A 14,752-nucleotide genomic window follows, 5' to 3' on the forward strand; every position below is an offset into this window, starting at 1 on the left:
CTAGCGGATCGCGAGCGCCACCCAGTAAGTCTTGAGCGCCAGCAGGAACGTGACCAGCAGCGGCACCCATCGAAGCTCGCGGTACAGCACGATTACCAGCACCAGCAGTGCCACCGTGCCGAAGACCTTGATCGCCTCGCCGGCCACCAGGCCGCCGACCGACGGCTGCGCGCGCGACATGTACAGCCGCAGCGCGAAGAAGCCGCTCGGGACGAAACACGCCATGCCGCCGAAGAAGGCCGACCAGCCCGAAGGCCCCGGCGCCCCGGCGAACATCGCCCAGGCCAGGGCCGACAGCAGCGTGACCACGATCTGGGCCACCACGACCTTGCCCGGTGTCATCCGCGACGGGCGCAACGCGCGCTCGCCCAGCAGCCTCACCGCCTCGGCATGCGACAGCGGATCGACAGCTTCGTCCTCGCGCTCGGCGTTATCATCCCAGTCGTCTCGCCAATCGTCGTGACGACGACTGCCGGGGGACGCCGGGCCGGCTTGCGAATGTTCCTGCTGACGGTCTCGAACCACCACCTGCCTAGCCTCGTTCCAGGCCGGAACTTTTCGTCGCCGGCCAGAATTCAAACCGCACGATTCTATTAGCAATCGCCAAGACGAGTCAATCTGCTTTCAGTTGGCTTGCAGTGAATTTCGCACAACGGTTGCTATCACGCCTTCATGATGGATGGTGGGATATTGCGCGGCAATGACGCGCAACGTAATCGGATTGCGCGCGCCCGAGCGGGCATGATGGTGAATCGGCCGTCACTGGACCCGGCTCCGGCGTGCACCGCATTGCGACACGCGCCGGGCGCCGTTCGGTTATCGCGCAGATTCATGCCGCGGCATGGTGCACGCTGGCGTGCCTGTCGCGCCGGGCCGACAGGCCACCGATTCCACCTGTAAAACGATTGCCGTATACCGTGGAAACGGCTAGGCGTTGGCTGCCGGCTCGCGCAGCCGCGTCAACACGCCGTCCAGCGCGTCGTTGTTGTTGAAGTGGATGGTCAACTGGCCCTTGCCGCGCGCGCCGAGCTTGATCTGCACGGCCAGCCCCAGCGCGTCGGACAGTTCCTCTTCCAGCCGCGCCACGTCGCGCGTGCCGTTGCCCTGCTTCTGCTTGAGCGACTTCAGGTCGAACGGCTTCAGCGTCGAGGCGACCAGCTTTTCCGTCTCGCGCACCGACAGCCGCTTGTTGACGATCTGGTTGGCCAGCGTGATCTGGTTGGCGCCGTCGACGGCCAGCAGCGCCCGTGCATGCCCCATGTCCAGGTCGCCCGCCATCAGCATGGTCTGCACCGGGGCGGCCAGGTTCAGCAGCCGCAGCAGGTTCGACACCGCGCTGCGCGAGCGGCCCACCGACTCCGCGGCCTGCTCGTGCGTGAAGCTGAATTCGCGGATCAGCCGCATGATGCCCTGCGCCTCTTCCAGCGGATTGAGGTCCTCGCGCTGGATATTCTCGATCAGCGCCATGGCGGCCGCGGCCTCGTCGGCCACGTCCTTGACCAGCACCGGCACCTTGTCCAGCCCGGCAAGCTTCGACGCGCGGTAGCGGCGTTCGCCGGCGATGATCTCGTAGCGATCCGGCTCGGCCACGCGGCGCACCAGGATCGGCTGCATCAGGCCCTGCGCGCGGATGCTGGCGGCCAGCTCCTGCAGTGCGCCCTCGTCCATGCGCGTGCGCGGCTGGTACTTGCCCGGCTGAAGCTGATTGACGTTGAGCACCGACGGCAGCCCTTCCTGCCGCGCCGTCTCGACGATCTCGGCCGGCCCGCCGAGCAGTGCTTCCAGTCCCCGGCCCAGCCCCTTCTTCTTAGCGGTCACCATGCTCGCCACCCTTCCCTGTCAGTTCGTGCCGCTCAACCGAGCTGGCGGACGCGCGCGATCATCTCCGCGCCGAAATCGAGATACGCCTTGGCGCCCTTCGAGGACGCATCGAATGCCACGCCGGGCATGCCGTACGACGGCGCCTCGGCCAGCCGCACATTGCGCGGGATCACGGTCTTGAAGACCTTCTCCGCGAAATGCGCCTCAAGCTGGGCCGACACCTGCTGCTGCAGCGTCACGCGCGGGTCGAACATCACGCGCAGCAGGCCAATCACCTTCAGGTCGCGGTTCAGGTTCGCGTGCACCTGCTTGATCGTGTTGACCAGGTCGGACAGCCCCTCCAGCGCGAAGTACTCGCACTGCATCGGCACGATCACGCCGTGCGCCGCGCACAGGCCGTTCAGGGTCAGCAGCGACAGCGACGGCGGGCAGTCGATCAGCACGAAGTCGTACTGGTCGTCCACCTCGGCCAGCGCCTGCTTGAGCCGGCGCTCGCGCTGGTCCAGATCCACCAGTTCGACTTCGGCGCCGGCCAGTTCGCGGTTGGCCGGCAGCACGTCGTAGCGTCCGGCTTCCGACCGCTGGCGCGCCTGCGGCACCGACGCCAGCCCCAGCAGCACCTGGTACACGCTGTGTTCCAGCGACTGCTTGTCGATGCCCGATCCCATCGATGCGTTGCCCTGGGGATCCAGGTCGACCAGCAGCACCCGCTGGTCCTGCGCGGCCAGACCGGCGGCCAGGTTCACCGTCGTGGTGGTCTTGCCCACACCACCCTTCTGGTTGGCGATCACGAATACCTTGGCCATAAGCGCTAGCAGCTCCTGTTTGCCCAGTTTCCGCCACTCATATTCATCAGATGAATGACATTTTCCAATTTACAGCTTTGACGATTCAACGTCGTGATATGGCGACGATGTGCCGCTCCGCATCCAGCTCTGGTACGTTGAGCTTGGTCACGGCCTCCACCTGCCACGTTTCCATCAGCCCCGCCGCGGCCATGCGGTCAATCTCGGCCTGCGGATAGACGCCCTTCATCGCCAGCAACCGGCCCCCCGGTGCCACCAGATGGCCGGACAGGTTTACAAAGTCGGTCAGCTCGGCGAACGCGCGCGACGTAATCACGGCGTACCCGGCGGAATCCTCGATCTTCTCCACAGGCCCCCAGTGTGCAGCCGCATTGGTCAGGTGCAACTGGGCGCGACACTGGGTCAGGAAAGCGGTCTTCTTCTGGACGATGTCGACCATCAGCACCGACACATCCGGACACGCGATGGCCAGCGGCATGCCCGGCATGCCGCCGCCCGAACCCACGTCCATCACCCTGCCCCGCGCAGCGTCGGGTACGGATGCGACGCGCGCGGCGTCGGCCAGCGCCGGCACGGCAGCCAGCGAGTCCAGCAGGTGGTGGGTCAGCATCTCGTCAGGATGACGGATGGCGGTGAGGTTGTAGACGCTGTTCCATTTGCGCAGCAGCGTCAGGTAGGCGAACAGCGTGTCGACCTGGGCCGGCGACAGTGCCAGCCCGATCGCATCGAGCCCCGCTTCAAGCCGCTTGCGCTGCGCCGCCTCGTCGGTCACGGTGTAACGGTAGCCACCCACTCAGGCAGCCTCCTGACCGTCACCGGACTTTGCAGCCGCCGGCGCGGCGCGCCCCATGCCCTTCTTCTTCAGGTGGACCAACAGCAGCGAGATCGCCGCCGGCGTCACGCCCGAGATGCGTGAGGCCTGGCCCAGCGTTTCCGGCCGATGCTGGTTCAGCTTCTGGCTGACCTCGAAGCCCAGCCCGCGCACCTCGGTGTAGTCGAAGTCCAGCGGCAGCCGGGTGGCCTCGTTGGCTTCCAGCTTGTCCACCTCGGCTGCCTGGCGCGCGATATAGCCGTGATACTTGATGCCGATCTCGATCTGCTCGCGGATCTGCTCGGCCAGCATGGCATCGTCGGCCAGCGGTGCTTCGGGGGCGTACTTGCCGTCCTGCATGGCGACCAGCGCTTCATAGCGGACTTCCGGGCGGCGCAGCAGATCGGCCAGCGAGTATTCACGCTCGATGGCCTTGCCCAGCAGCGGCACGGCGTCGGCTTCCGGCAGCAGCGTCGGGTTGACCCAGGTACTCTTGAGCCGCTCTGTTTCACGTGAAACAGCGTCGCGCTTGCGGTTGAAGGCGTCCCACCGGACGTCGTCCACCACGCCCAGCTCCCGGCCCACTTCGGTCAGGCGCATGTCGGCGTTGTCTTCGCGCAGGCTCAGGCGGAATTCCGCCCGGCTCGTGAACATGCGGTACGGCTCGGTCACCCCGCGCGTGATCAGGTCGTCGACCAGCACGCCCAGGTATGCCTGGTCGCGGCGCGGTGTCCAGGCATCGCGCTCACACACGTAGCAGCCAGCGTTGATCCCGGCCAGCAGCCCCTGCGCGGCGGCTTCTTCGTAACCGGTGGTGCCGTTGATCTGGCCGGCGAAGAACAGGCCCGAGATCGCCTTGCTTTCCAGCGACGCCTTGAGCCCGCGCGGGTCGAAGTAGTCGTACTCGATGGCGTAGCCCGGGCGCAGGATGTGCGCGTTCTCCATGCCTCGGATCGAGTGGACGAGATCGAGCTGGACGTCGAACGGCAGGCTCGTCGAGATGCCATTCGGGTAGAACTCGTTGGTCGTCAGCCCTTCCGGCTCCAGGAAGATCTGGTGGCTTTCCTTGCTCGAAAAGCGATGGATCTTGTCCTCGATGCTAGGACAGTACCGCGGCCCTACCCCTTCGATCACGCCCGTGTACATCGGCGAACGGTCCAGGCCGCCCCGGATGATGTCGTGCGTACGGCTGTTGGTATGGGTGATCCAGCATGGCAGTTGCTGCGGGTGCTGGGCGGGGTTGCCCAGGAAGGAGAACACCGGCACCGGGTCCAGGTCGCCCGGCTGCTCTTCCATCACCGAAAAGTCGATGGTGCGGCCATCGATGCGTGGCGGCGTGCCGGTCTTCAGCCGGCCTTGCGGCAGCTTCAGCTCCTTGAGCCGCGCGGACAGCGAGACGGCTGCCGGGTCGCCGGCACGTCCGCCCGTGTAGTTGTCCAGCCCGACGTGGATCTTGCCGTCCAGGAACGTACCGGCCGTCAGCACCACGGCGCGGGCCCGGAAGTCGATGCCAGCCTGGGTGCGGGCGCCGACCACGCGGTCGCCCTCGACCATCAGGTCATCCACGGCCTGCTGAAACAGCATCAGGTTCGGCTGGTTTTCCAGCCGCGTGCGGATGGCCTTGCGATACAGCACCCGGTCGGCCTGGGCGCGCGTCGCGCGGACGGCCGGCCCCTTGCTGGAATTCAGAATCCGGAACTGGATGCCCGCCTCGTCGGTGGCGGCAGCCATCGCGCCGCCCATGGCGTCCACTTCCTTCACCAGATGCCCCTTGCCGATGCCGCCAATCGACGGATTGCAGCTCATCTGGCCCAACGTTTCGATGTTGTGCGTGAGCAGCAGCGTCTGGCAGCCCATCCTCGCGGCAGCAAGGGCGGCTTCGGTGCCGGCGTGACCACCGCCGACGACTATGACGTCGAATTCTTTCGGGTAAAGCATGGGACACCTCCTCCGGGAGGCTGGGCGGGAAAATACGGGATGCCGAATTATAGCGGCAATCGATTTGGGATCGTCGGCCGTGGCAAGTGTTTCACGTGAAACATGGGGGCCAAGGTATGCTGGCGGCACAAAGCGTGTTCCACGTGAAACACCATCCGGATACAACAAGGCCCCGCTTGCACTGGGCCCTACCCTACCGCCGATGTTTCACGTGAAACGTCTCGCTATAGCTGCGCGCGGATATAGGCGGCGAGCTGGCCGGACAGCGTAGCCAGGTCACGCTGCAGCGCAGCGAAACCGGCATTCGGCACCTTGGTCGCTTCGTCCATATAGAGCGGCCGGCGAATCTCGATCTGCAGGCTGTTGCGCCGCTCGGCCGGACGACCCATCTGGGCAATCAGTTGCACACCCTTGTACGGGTCGTTGCGCGCCACCGTGTAGCCCATGGCCTTCAACCCGGTCTCGACCACATCCACCAGCCCCGGCTCGCAGGTGGTGCCGTCCCGGTCGCCCAGCACGAAGTCCGCCAGCGGATGCGGGCTGTCGATCTTGAGCCGCGCGTAAGCGTTGTTCGGCATCGAGTGCAGGTTCAGGTGCCAGACCGCGCCAAAGCGCCGGTGCGCCGCCTCCACCGCCTCGGACAGCGCGGCGTGATACGGCCGGTAGTAGGCGTCGATCCGGCGCTGTACCTCGGCTACGGTCAGCAGGCGGTCGTAGATCGGCGTGGTCGCGTCCAGTCGACGCCAGATCAGGCCGTAGCCCAGCCGCGTCTTCTCGCCCGGCGACAGCAGCGTCGGCCACGGCGACACCAGCAGCTCGGGGTCCAGGTCGTCCAGCGTCCGGTTCGGGTCGATGTAGACGCGCGGGAAGGTGGCGCCGATCAGCGTGCCACCCACCTGGGGGATGGCGGACCACAGCGTGTCGATATGGGTATCCTCGCCGCCGCGCAGCCGCTCCAGCGGCACGGCCGCGCCGAAATCCAGCGGATAGTGGGTGCCGCTGTGCGGCGAGTCGCATACCAGCGGCAGCGCGTCGGCTTGCGGCAGGGCCAGCGTGAACGGGCCGGCCGGGGCGTCGCCCTGCACCGCCTGGGCTTCGATCATCGTCATCGCTCAGTCCAGGCGGATATTGGCGGCCTTGGCCACGCGGGCGTAGCGGGCCATCGCCTGCTGGATCTGCGCCTTGAACTGGTCCGGCGTGGTCGGCACCAGCGTGCCGCCCGATTCCTCGATCTTGCGCTTGAACTCGGGGTTCAGCATCGCCTTGTGGATGGCGGCGTTGAGCTTGTCGACCACCGGCTGGGGCGTGCCGGCCGGCGCGACGATGCCGAACCAGCCGCCGTCGCCCATGTCCTTGTAGCCCAGCTCGGCGTAGGTCGGCACGTTGGGCAGTTGCGGAGACCGCTGCGCGCCCAGCACGGCCAGCGCGCGCAGGCGGCCGGCCTTGACGTGGGGCAGCGTGGTCGACAGGTTGTCGGTGATCGCGGTCACCTGCCCTGCCAGCGCGTCGTTCAGCGCCAGGCCGGCGCCCTTGTACGGCACGTGCAGCAGGTCGATCTTGGCCAGCATCATGAAGTTCTCGATGTTGGCGTGGCCCAGCGATCCGGCGCCCGGCGAGGCAAACGTGTACTTGCCGGGGTTGGCCTTGGCCAGCGCCACGAATTCCTGCATCGTCTTGGCCGGCACGCTCGGATGCACGGCGAACACGCTGGGGATGGCCGCCACGTTGGTGATCGGCGCGAAATCCTTGATCGGGTCATAGCCGAGCTTCGGATAGACGGCCGGGTTCGAGCCGTGCGTGCTGACCGTGGCCATGCCGATGGTGTAGCCGTCCGGCGCGGAGCGCGCCACCTGCTCCATGCCGATGGAGCCGCCCGCCCCGCCCTTGTTGTCGACCACGATGGTTTGGCCCAGCTCGCGCCCGGCGTACTCGGCCACCAGGCGGGCCGACAGGTCGGTAGTGCCGCCGGCCGCGAACGGCACGATCAGGCGGATGGGCTTGGTCGGGTAGTTAACCTGCGCCGCAGCCGGCAGCGCCACGCCGCCAAGCGTGGCGATCAAGGCTGTGGACAACACTGTGGAAAACACCAGCCGGCGACGCTGCGCGCGGCAATTCTGGGCTCGCTTCATGGCAAACACTCCTCGATTTATCGTTGTCGAATCTGGGTATCGAGCAGCGAGTGTCGGAGAGTTTACCGGTCCGGCACAAACGACTATATTGCACGCTTCCATTACCAAAGATCATGCTCGGCGGCTATGCGTATACGGTCTCCTTCGATGTCGGAACTGCACGCGTTTGCGACGGCCGCGCGGCTAGGCAGCTTCACGCGGGCGGCCGAAACGCTGTGCGTGACCCAGGGCGCCATCAGCCGCGCCATCGCCCGGCTGGAGGCCCATTTCGGCCAGCCGCTGGTCCATCGCAATGCTCACCGCCTGACGCTAACCGAGGCGGGGCGCGCCTATCTGGACGCCATCGCCGATCCGCTGGCCGCCGTGGAGACCGCCAGCGCCGCAATGTTCGGCGAGGATCGACGCCACCATCTGACGCTTTCCGCCGTGCCGACGCTGGCCAGCGTATGGCTCGTGCCCCGCCTGCCCGACTTCCATCGCCAGCATCCCGACATCCAGCTGGACTTCGTCCCGTACCGCCGCGAGGAGGATTTTTCGGGTGCCCGGCCGGACGCCGCCATCCTGACCGGCGAGGCCAGCCAGTGGTCAGGCTGGCAGGTGGATTACGTGATCGGCCGCGAAATGGTGCCGATCTGCCACCCTGCCCGCGCCCACGCACGGCAGGCCGCGCATCTGTGGAAAACTCCGGCCGACCTGATGGCCGAACCGCTACTTTTCCACACAACTGCCCCCAGGAACTGGCAGCACTGGCTGCAGGCCGCGGGCGTACCGGACGCTGCGCCCACCCTGGCGCGCGGCTTTGACCAGGTGTCGATTTTGCTGGAGGCCGTGAAGGCCGATATGGGCGTGGCCGTTTTGCAGCGATGCCTTGTCAGGGATGCGTTGCAGGCCGGTCAGGTGGTGGCGCCGTTCGACCTGCCCATCACGCTGAGCCGGGGATATTTCCTCTGCGCGCCGCGCGAAAAGCGTGACCATCCGGCCCTGGCGGCCTTCCGTTCCTGGCTGCTGGGAGTCGCCGCCACCGATATCGCCGCACTGATGCGCTGAGGCTTATCCACACTGTGGATAAAAGTGTGAACAAGATCGGCTACATGAATAGAAAACGGCGCCAAGATGGCGCCGGTATTTCCATGACGTATACGTAACCGGTTTAGGCGGCCCGTTTCGCCAGCCCCAGGTACGTCTCGATCACCTTCGGGTTGCTGGCCAGCGCGGACGCCTCGCCTTCCATCGCCATGTCGCCGGTCTCGATCACGTACCCGTAGTCCGCCACCTGCAGCGCGGCCCGGGCGTTCTGCTCGATCAGCAGCGTCGCCACGCCGGTCTGGCGCAGGTTGCTGATGATGTGGAAGATTTCCTTCACGATCAGCGGCGCCAGGCCCAGGCTGGGCTCGTCCAGCATCAGCAGTTGCGGCTTGGCCATCAACGCGCGGCCGACGGCCAGCATCTGGCGCTCGCCGCCGGACAGCGTGCCGGCTTCCTGCCGCGCCCGCTCCTTCAGGCGCGGGAACAGCGCGTAGACCACTTCCAGCTGGTCCAGGTAGTTGCGCTCGCCGGCGCGCTTGCGGCGGAAGGCGCCAAGCTGCAGGTTGTCCTCGACGCTCATCGTCGCAAACAGCTCGCGCTTCTCGGGCACCAGGCACATGCCGCGCGCCACCCGTCCTTCCACGGGAATGCCGGCCATGTCGTGCCCCAGGTACCGCACGGTGCCGCTGGCCGAGCCACTGACCGGCAGCGCGCCCATGATTGCGTTGAGCATCGTCGACTTGCCCGCGCCGTTGGGCCCGATCACGGTGACGATCTTGCCGGCCTCCACCTTCAGGCTGGCGCCGTGCACGGCCTCGACCTTGCCGTAGCGGACGTGCAGGTCGCCCACCTCCAGAATCAGACTCATCTCCGCTCCTTACTCCACGCCGCCCAGGTACGCTTCCAGCACGGCCGGGTCCTTCTGCACGTCGGCCGGCACGCCCTCGGCGATGCGCGTGCCGAATTCCATCACCACGAGCCGGTCGGTCAGGTTCATCACGAAGTCCATGTCGTGCTCCACCAGCAGCACGCTCATGCCTTCGCCGCGCAGCTTGCGCAGCAGGTCGGCCAGCGCCTGCTTTTCCTTGTAGCGCAGCCCAGCAGCCGGCTCGTCCAGCAACAGCAGCGCGGGGTCGCAGCACAGGGCGCGGGCGATCTCCAGGATGCGCTGCTGGCCCAGCGCCAGGCTGCCGGCTTCCATGTACATCGCATCGGCCAGCCCCACGCGCTCCAGTTGCCGGCGTGCCTCGAACAGCAGCTTCTGCTCCTCGGCGCGGTTCATGCGCAGGATGGCGGCCGATACCCCGCCCTGCGCGCGGAAGTCGCCGCGCAGGTGGGCGCCGATGGCCACGTTCTCCAGCACGGTCATCGTCGGCAGCAGGTGCACGTGCTGGAACGTCCGGCCCACGCCGCGCTTGACGATCTCGCGCGACGGCAGCCCCGAGATGACCTCGCCGCGATAGCGCACTTCCCCGCCGGTCAGCGGCAGCACGCCGGTCACCAGGTTGAACGTGGTGGACTTGCCCGCGCCGTTCGGCCCGATCAGCCCGATGATCTCGCCCGCGCGCACCTGGAAGCTCACGTCGTTGACGGCCACCAGCCCGCCAAACTGCTTGCGCGCGGCGCGTACGTCGAGGATCAGCTCGCCGGCCGCCGGCTTCTCGCGCACCGGCAGCGGGTCGGCCTGGGTGGGCGCCAGCACCGGCGGCCCGGACGGCATCAGCCGGCGCAGGAACGGCCAGATGCCGTCGCGCGCGTACTGCAGCAGCAGCACCAGCAGCACGCCGAACACGATGATCTCGAAGTTGCCGGTGCTGCCCAGCAGCCGCGGCAGCAGACCCTGCAGCACGTCCTTGAGGATGGTCAGGATGCCGGCGCCCAGCACCGCGCCCCACACGTGGCCCACGCCGCCCACCACGGCCATGAACAGGTACTCGATGCCGTAGTTGAGCCCGAACGGGGTGGGATTCACCGCGCGCTGCAGATGGGCGTACAGGAAGCCCGACACGCACGCCAGGATCGCCGCCACGACGAAGATCACCACCTTCATCCAGGCCGTGTTCACGCCCATCGCCTCGGCCATCGTGCCGCCGCCCTTGAGCGCGCGGATGGCGCGCCCGGGCCGCGAGTTCAGCAGGTTCTGCATGGCCACCACGGCCAGCAGCACCACGGCCCAGATCAGGTAGAACATCGACCGCCCGGACTGCAGCTCGATGCCCAGGAACGACAGCACCGGAATGCCGTTCAGGCCGTCGTACTTGCCCAGGAACTCCAGGTTGCCGAACAGGAAGAACAGCGACAGGCCCCAGGCAATGGTCGCCAGCGGCAGGTAGTGGCCGGACATCCGCATCGTGATGAGCCCGATCACATAGGCCGACGCCACCGTGATCAGCAGCCCCACCAGCAGCCCGAGCCAGGGCGACAGTCCGAACTGCGTGGTCAGGTACGCGGTGCTGTAGGCGCCCAGCCCCACGAACGCCGCCTGCCCGAACGACGTCATGCCGCCCACGCCCGTCAGCAGCACCAGGCCGATGGCCACGATGCTGTACAGCCCGATGTAGTTGCCCAGCGTGATCCAGAACTCGGGCGTGGGCAGCACCGGCAGCAGCGCCAGCACCGCCACGAACACCAGCGCCACCACGCGGTTGCGCGCGGCCCCCGCCACGCGCGGCGTGGCCTGCGCGGGCACATCCTTCTGCAGCGGCTTGTTGGTCAGCATCGTCATGGCTTACTCCTCTTCCTCGACGTGCTTGCTGGTCAGCGACCGCCACAACAGCACGGGAATGATCAGCGTGAAGACGATGACCTCCTTGAACGCGCTGGCCCAGAAGGACGAATACGACTCCAGCAGCCCCACCAGCAGCGCGCCCAGCGCCGCCACCGGATAGCTGGCCAGGCCGCCGACGATGGCGCCCACGAAGCCCTTGAGCCCCACCAGGAAGCCCGACTCGTAGTAGACCGTGGTCAGCGGCGCGATCAGGATGCCGCACAGTGCGCCCATGGCCGCCGCCAGCGTGAACGACAGCCGCCCGGCCTGCGTGGTGCCGATGCCCACCAGCCGCGCGCCCAGCCGGTTCACGGCCGTCGCGCGCAGCGCCTTGCCCTGCAGCGTGCGCTCGAAATAGAAGTACAGCGCGGCAATCAGCAGCCCGGACACCGCCACCACCCACAGGCTCTGGCCAGACACGCTCAGGCTGCCCACCTCGAAGCGCGCGTCCGAGAACGGGTTGGTACGCGACCCTTCCGCGCCGAACATCACCAGCCCCAGCCCCACCAGCGCGAAATGCACGCCGACGGACACGATCAGCAGCACCAGCGTGCTGGCCTCGGCCAGCGGCTGGTAGGCCAGCCTGTAGAGCATGGGCCCGAGCGGAATCACGATCAGCAGCGTCAGCGCGATCTGCGCCGCCATCGGCAGCGGCAGGCCGCCGTACTGCTGCACCAGCACGTGCACCGCGCCCGGGAACAGCAGGTACTTGCCGGCCAGCACCAGCACCCGGCGCGGCGCGGTCAGCCGCAGCTCGGGGCTGCGCAGCACGGCCACGCCGTCGTAGAGAAAGGTCAGCACGCCCATCGCCAGCAGCAGCCACGTGGTCTGCGGCGCGTGGCCGGCCTGCATCGCGGCCAGCGTCAGCGCGCCATAGGCCACGAATTCGCCCTGGGGAATGAAGATGACGCGCGTGACCGAGAACACCAGCACCAGCGCCAGTGCCAGCAAGGCGTAGATCGCGCCGGAAGTGATGCCGTCCTGCGCCAGGATGGCGGCAATCGAAAGGTCCATTGTCTGCCCGTGTGATGTGCGGATTCGCGGTGCCAGCTTATCGGCTGCGCCGCACGGTGCCTAGGGACGGCGTGCGGCAGCGGAGGCGAAAAAAAGGCGCATGGATGTCCATGCGCCCTCCGTGTGCTGCGTCTGCCCTGCGCGGCTCCCGCGTGCGGGTGATGAACGCCGGCTTACTTCTGCAGCTTCCACTTGCCATCGACGATCTGCACCATCACGCGCGCGCGCTGGTCCATGCCGAGGTGGTCAGTGGGGCTCATGTTGATGATGCCGTGCGATACCGGCAGGTTCCGCGTCTGCTCCAGCGCGTCGCGCAGGGCCTTGCGGAATTCCCGCGTGCCGGGCTGCGCCTTCTTGAGCGCCTCCGGAATCGCGTTCTGCAGCAGCAAACCGGCATCCCAGGCATGGCCGCCGAAGGTGGACACCTGCCCGCCGAACGCCTTCTCGTAGGCCGTCTTGTACGTCATGGCCGGCTTCTTGACCGGATTGCTCTCGGGCAGTTGCTCGGCCACCAGCAGCGGGCCGGCCGGCAGGAACGTGCCTTCGCAGTCCTTGCCGCACACGCGCAGGAAGTCCGGGTTGGCCACGCCGTGCGTCTGGTAGATCTTGCCCTTGTAGCCGCGCTCCTTGAGCGCCTTGACCGGCAGCGCCGCGGGCGTGCCCGAGCCGGCGATCAGCACCGCGTCGGCGTTGGCGCCCATCATCTTGAGCACCTGGCCGGTCACCGAGTTGTCGGTGCGCGCAAAGCGCTCGTTGGCCACCACCTTGATCTTGCGCATTTCCGCCACCTTGGCGAATTCCTGCGCCCAGCTGTCGCCGTAGGCGTCCGCAAAGCCGATGAACGCCACCGTCTTCACGTTGTTGCTGGTCATGTGCTCGGCCAGCGCGGTGGCCATGTGCGAATCGTTCTGCGGGGTCTTGTAGACCCATGCGCGCTTGGCGTCCATCGGCTCGATGATGCGGGCCGAGGCGGCCATCGAGATCATCGGCGTCTCGCTCTCGGCGGCCACGTCCACCATCGCCAGCGAATTCGGCGTGACGGTGGAGCCCACCACCACGTCCACCTTGTCCTCGCTGATCAGCTTGCGCGTGTTCTTGACCGCCGTGGTCGTGTCGGTGGCGTCGTCGAGCACGATGTACTCGATCTTCTTGCCGGCGATTTCCTTGGGCAGCAGCGTGAACGTGTTCTTCTCGGGGATGCCGAGCGACGCGGCCGGCCCGGTGGCCGAAACCGTGACCCCGACCTTGACCTGGGCGCTGGCCGCACCCGCGAACAGGCTGGCGGCGGCAAGCGCCAGCAAGCTGGCGCGCTTGAACGTCATGGCTTGTCTCCTTCGATTCCAAAACGGAAAAAGGCACCCGCCGGCTTCCGGCCGGCGGATGCCTTCAGTTTGTTTGTCGGCCCGCTCTGGCAGGCTCTCTGGCGGATGCAGCGCTGGCATCCGATCTGGTCGGGCACCTCGAAGTTCGTCCCGTTATTTTCCCGTCCTGCGCCGTTACCCCCGGATTGCGCAGTTCATTCGCCGACCGCTCGGTCGGGAATGCGAATCGAGTCTAACACAGCGATGTGATACGAAAAGGCGGGATTAACCCGCAGCGGCACGGGCGCAACAGGCAAGGGTTTCCCGGCGCGCTAGCGCAGGAACGCGTCGTAGGCCGTCTTGACGATCAGCGCGCTCACCACGGCGATGAACACCTTGCGCACGAAGCGGCTGCCATGGCGCAGCGCCAGCTTGCTGCCCACCTGGCTGCCGGCCACGTTGGCCACGGCCATCACGATGCCAAGCTGCCACCAGACGTGGCCCTTGGCGGCCAGCAGCAGCAGCGCCGCCAGGTTGGTGGCCAGGTTGACGATCTTGGCCGACGCCGACGCATGCAGGAAGTCGTACCCGAACACCCGCACGAAGACGATCATCAGGAAGCTGCCCGTGCCGGGGCCGAACACGCCGTCGTAGAAGCCGATGGCGGCACCGGCCAGCAGCGCGGCCAGCCGTTCGCGGCCGCCCGACAGCGCCGGCGCGTGGTCGGTGCCCAGGTCCTTCCTGGCCACCGTGTAGGCCAGCAGCACCAGCAGCACGAACGGCAGCGCCTTGCGCAGCGGCTCGGCCGGGATCATGGTCAGCGTCCACGCGCCGGCCATCGAGAAGATGAACGCCGCCAGCGTGGCCGGCCCAGTGGCGCCCCAGTAGATCCGCACCTTGCGCGCGTAGCGCAGCGCCGCGTTCGACGTGCCGGCCAGTGACGCCACCTTGGTCGTGCCGATCAGCGTGGCCGGCGACATGTTCGGATAGGTCGAGAACAGCGCCGGCACCTGCACCAGGCCGCCGCCACCGGCCACCGCGTCGATCAAGCCGGCCAGGAAGGCGGCCGCCGCCAGAAAAACGAACTCCATGGATCTACCGTGCGAGGGGGTGAAAGGTCAAAGGGGATGCGCCGGAGC

Annotated in this window: 13 protein-coding genes; 1 reads left to right on the forward strand and 12 read right to left on the reverse strand. The window is 67.2% G+C overall.

Going from position 1 to position 14,752, the window contains the following annotated elements:
• The 7 genes from EPAKOI_RS16065 to EPAKOI_RS16095 form a co-directional block, all read right to left on the reverse strand.
• The gene (locus EPAKOI_RS16065; protein WP_313837252.1) at window positions 1–528 is read right to left on the reverse strand and encodes an ATP synthase subunit I; all 528 of its coding nucleotides are present in this window, start codon (window positions 526–528) and stop codon (window positions 1–3) included.
• A gap of 399 nt (window positions 529–927) precedes the next feature.
• Entirely contained in the window at window positions 928–1,821 is an 894-nt protein-coding gene (locus EPAKOI_RS16070; protein WP_124682902.1) for a ParB/RepB/Spo0J family partition protein, read from the reverse strand.
• 32 nt (window positions 1,822–1,853) lie between these two features.
• Window positions 1,854–2,627 (reverse strand): ParA family protein, encoded by a 774-nt coding sequence (locus tag EPAKOI_RS16075; RefSeq protein ID WP_124682901.1) that lies wholly within the window; start codon window positions 2,625–2,627, stop codon window positions 1,854–1,856.
• 85 nt (window positions 2,628–2,712) lie between these two features.
• Window positions 2,713–3,420, reverse strand: a complete 708-nt coding sequence (gene rsmG / locus EPAKOI_RS16080) for a 16S rRNA (guanine(527)-N(7))-methyltransferase RsmG (RefSeq protein ID WP_423192605.1) — start codon at window positions 3,418–3,420, stop codon at window positions 2,713–2,715.
• The gene (mnmG, locus tag EPAKOI_RS16085) at window positions 3,421–5,376 is read right to left on the reverse strand and encodes a tRNA uridine-5-carboxymethylaminomethyl(34) synthesis enzyme MnmG (protein ID WP_423192606.1); all 1,956 of its coding nucleotides are present in this window, start codon (window positions 5,374–5,376) and stop codon (window positions 3,421–3,423) included.
• A gap of 224 nt (window positions 5,377–5,600) precedes the next feature.
• The gene (locus EPAKOI_RS16090) at window positions 5,601–6,479 is read right to left on the reverse strand and encodes an N-formylglutamate amidohydrolase (protein WP_423193529.1); all 879 of its coding nucleotides are present in this window, start codon (window positions 6,477–6,479) and stop codon (window positions 5,601–5,603) included.
• 9 nt (window positions 6,480–6,488) lie between these two features.
• Window positions 6,489–7,505: a Bug family tripartite tricarboxylate transporter substrate binding protein gene (locus tag EPAKOI_RS16095; RefSeq protein ID WP_423192607.1), complete on the reverse strand. Its 1,017-nt coding sequence runs from the start codon at window positions 7,503–7,505 to the stop codon at window positions 6,489–6,491.
• A gap of 126 nt (window positions 7,506–7,631) precedes the next feature.
• Here EPAKOI_RS16095 and EPAKOI_RS16100 point away from each other — a divergent pair, with 126 nt between their 5' ends.
• The gene (locus tag EPAKOI_RS16100; protein ID WP_313837261.1) at window positions 7,632–8,552 is read left to right on the forward strand and encodes a LysR substrate-binding domain-containing protein; all 921 of its coding nucleotides are present in this window, start codon (window positions 7,632–7,634) and stop codon (window positions 8,550–8,552) included.
• Window positions 8,553–8,655: 103 nt separating this feature from the next.
• Here the strand turns inward: EPAKOI_RS16100 and EPAKOI_RS16105 are convergent, their stop codons facing one another.
• The 5 genes from EPAKOI_RS16105 to EPAKOI_RS16125 all read right to left on the reverse strand — a co-directional run bounded on the left by EPAKOI_RS16105 (window position 8,656) and on the right by EPAKOI_RS16125 (window position 14,704).
• Complete coding sequence (locus EPAKOI_RS16105; RefSeq protein ID WP_124682897.1) at window positions 8,656–9,399, reverse strand: ABC transporter ATP-binding protein; 744 nt, start codon at window positions 9,397–9,399, stop codon at window positions 8,656–8,658.
• A 9-nt stretch (window positions 9,400–9,408) separates the two neighbouring features.
• Window positions 9,409–11,256, reverse strand: coding sequence for an ABC transporter permease subunit (locus EPAKOI_RS16110; RefSeq protein WP_423192608.1), 1,848 nt, complete (start codon window positions 11,254–11,256; stop codon window positions 9,409–9,411).
• Window positions 11,257–11,259: 3 nt separating this feature from the next.
• Complete coding sequence (locus tag EPAKOI_RS16115; RefSeq protein ID WP_124682895.1) at window positions 11,260–12,312, reverse strand: branched-chain amino acid ABC transporter permease; 1,053 nt, start codon at window positions 12,310–12,312, stop codon at window positions 11,260–11,262.
• Between the two features lie 173 nt (window positions 12,313–12,485).
• The gene (locus EPAKOI_RS16120) at window positions 12,486–13,634 is read right to left on the reverse strand and encodes an ABC transporter substrate-binding protein (protein ID WP_124682894.1); all 1,149 of its coding nucleotides are present in this window, start codon (window positions 13,632–13,634) and stop codon (window positions 12,486–12,488) included.
• A gap of 311 nt (window positions 13,635–13,945) precedes the next feature.
• On the reverse strand, window positions 13,946–14,704 hold the full coding sequence (locus tag EPAKOI_RS16125) for a sulfite exporter TauE/SafE family protein (RefSeq protein ID WP_124682893.1): 759 nt from the start codon (window positions 14,702–14,704) through the stop codon (window positions 13,946–13,948).
• Between the last annotated feature and the right edge of the window lie 48 nt (window positions 14,705–14,752).

This window comes from Cupriavidus sp. H18C2 (assembly GCF_049393795.1).
Lineage (GTDB): Bacteria > Pseudomonadota > Gammaproteobacteria > Burkholderiales > Burkholderiaceae > Cupriavidus > Cupriavidus pauculus_C.

Bases quoted from the DNA above. Each gene is read 5' to 3' on its own strand.
- EPAKOI_RS16070 (WP_124682902.1), bottom strand. From the start codon at position 1,821: ATGGTGACCGCTAAGAAGAAGGGGCTGGGCCGGGGACTGGAAGCACTG.
- EPAKOI_RS16075 (WP_124682901.1), bottom strand. From the start codon at position 2,627: ATGGCCAAGGTATTCGTGATCGCCAACCAGAAGGGTGGTGTGGGCAAG.
- mnmG (WP_423192606.1), bottom strand. From the start codon at position 5,376: ATGCTTTACCCGAAAGAATTCGACGTCATAGTCGTCGGCGGTGGTCAC.
- EPAKOI_RS16090 (WP_423193529.1), bottom strand. From the start codon at position 6,479: ATGATCGAAGCCCAGGCGGTGCAGGGCGACGCCCCGGCCGGCCCGTTC.
- EPAKOI_RS16095 (WP_423192607.1), bottom strand. From the start codon at position 7,505: ATGAAGCGAGCCCAGAATTGCCGCGCGCAGCGTCGCCGGCTGGTGTTT.
- EPAKOI_RS16100 (WP_313837261.1), top strand. From the start codon at position 7,632: ATGCGTATACGGTCTCCTTCGATGTCGGAACTGCACGCGTTTGCGACG.
- EPAKOI_RS16105 (WP_124682897.1), bottom strand. From the start codon at position 9,399: ATGAGTCTGATTCTGGAGGTGGGCGACCTGCACGTCCGCTACGGCAAG.
- EPAKOI_RS16110 (WP_423192608.1), bottom strand. From the start codon at position 11,256: ATGACGATGCTGACCAACAAGCCGCTGCAGAAGGATGTGCCCGCGCAG.
- EPAKOI_RS16115 (WP_124682895.1), bottom strand. From the start codon at position 12,312: ATGGACCTTTCGATTGCCGCCATCCTGGCGCAGGACGGCATCACTTCC.
- EPAKOI_RS16120 (WP_124682894.1), bottom strand. From the start codon at position 13,634: ATGACGTTCAAGCGCGCCAGCTTGCTGGCGCTTGCCGCCGCCAGCCTG.
- EPAKOI_RS16125 (WP_124682893.1), bottom strand. From the start codon at position 14,704: ATGGAGTTCGTTTTTCTGGCGGCGGCCGCCTTCCTGGCCGGCTTGATC.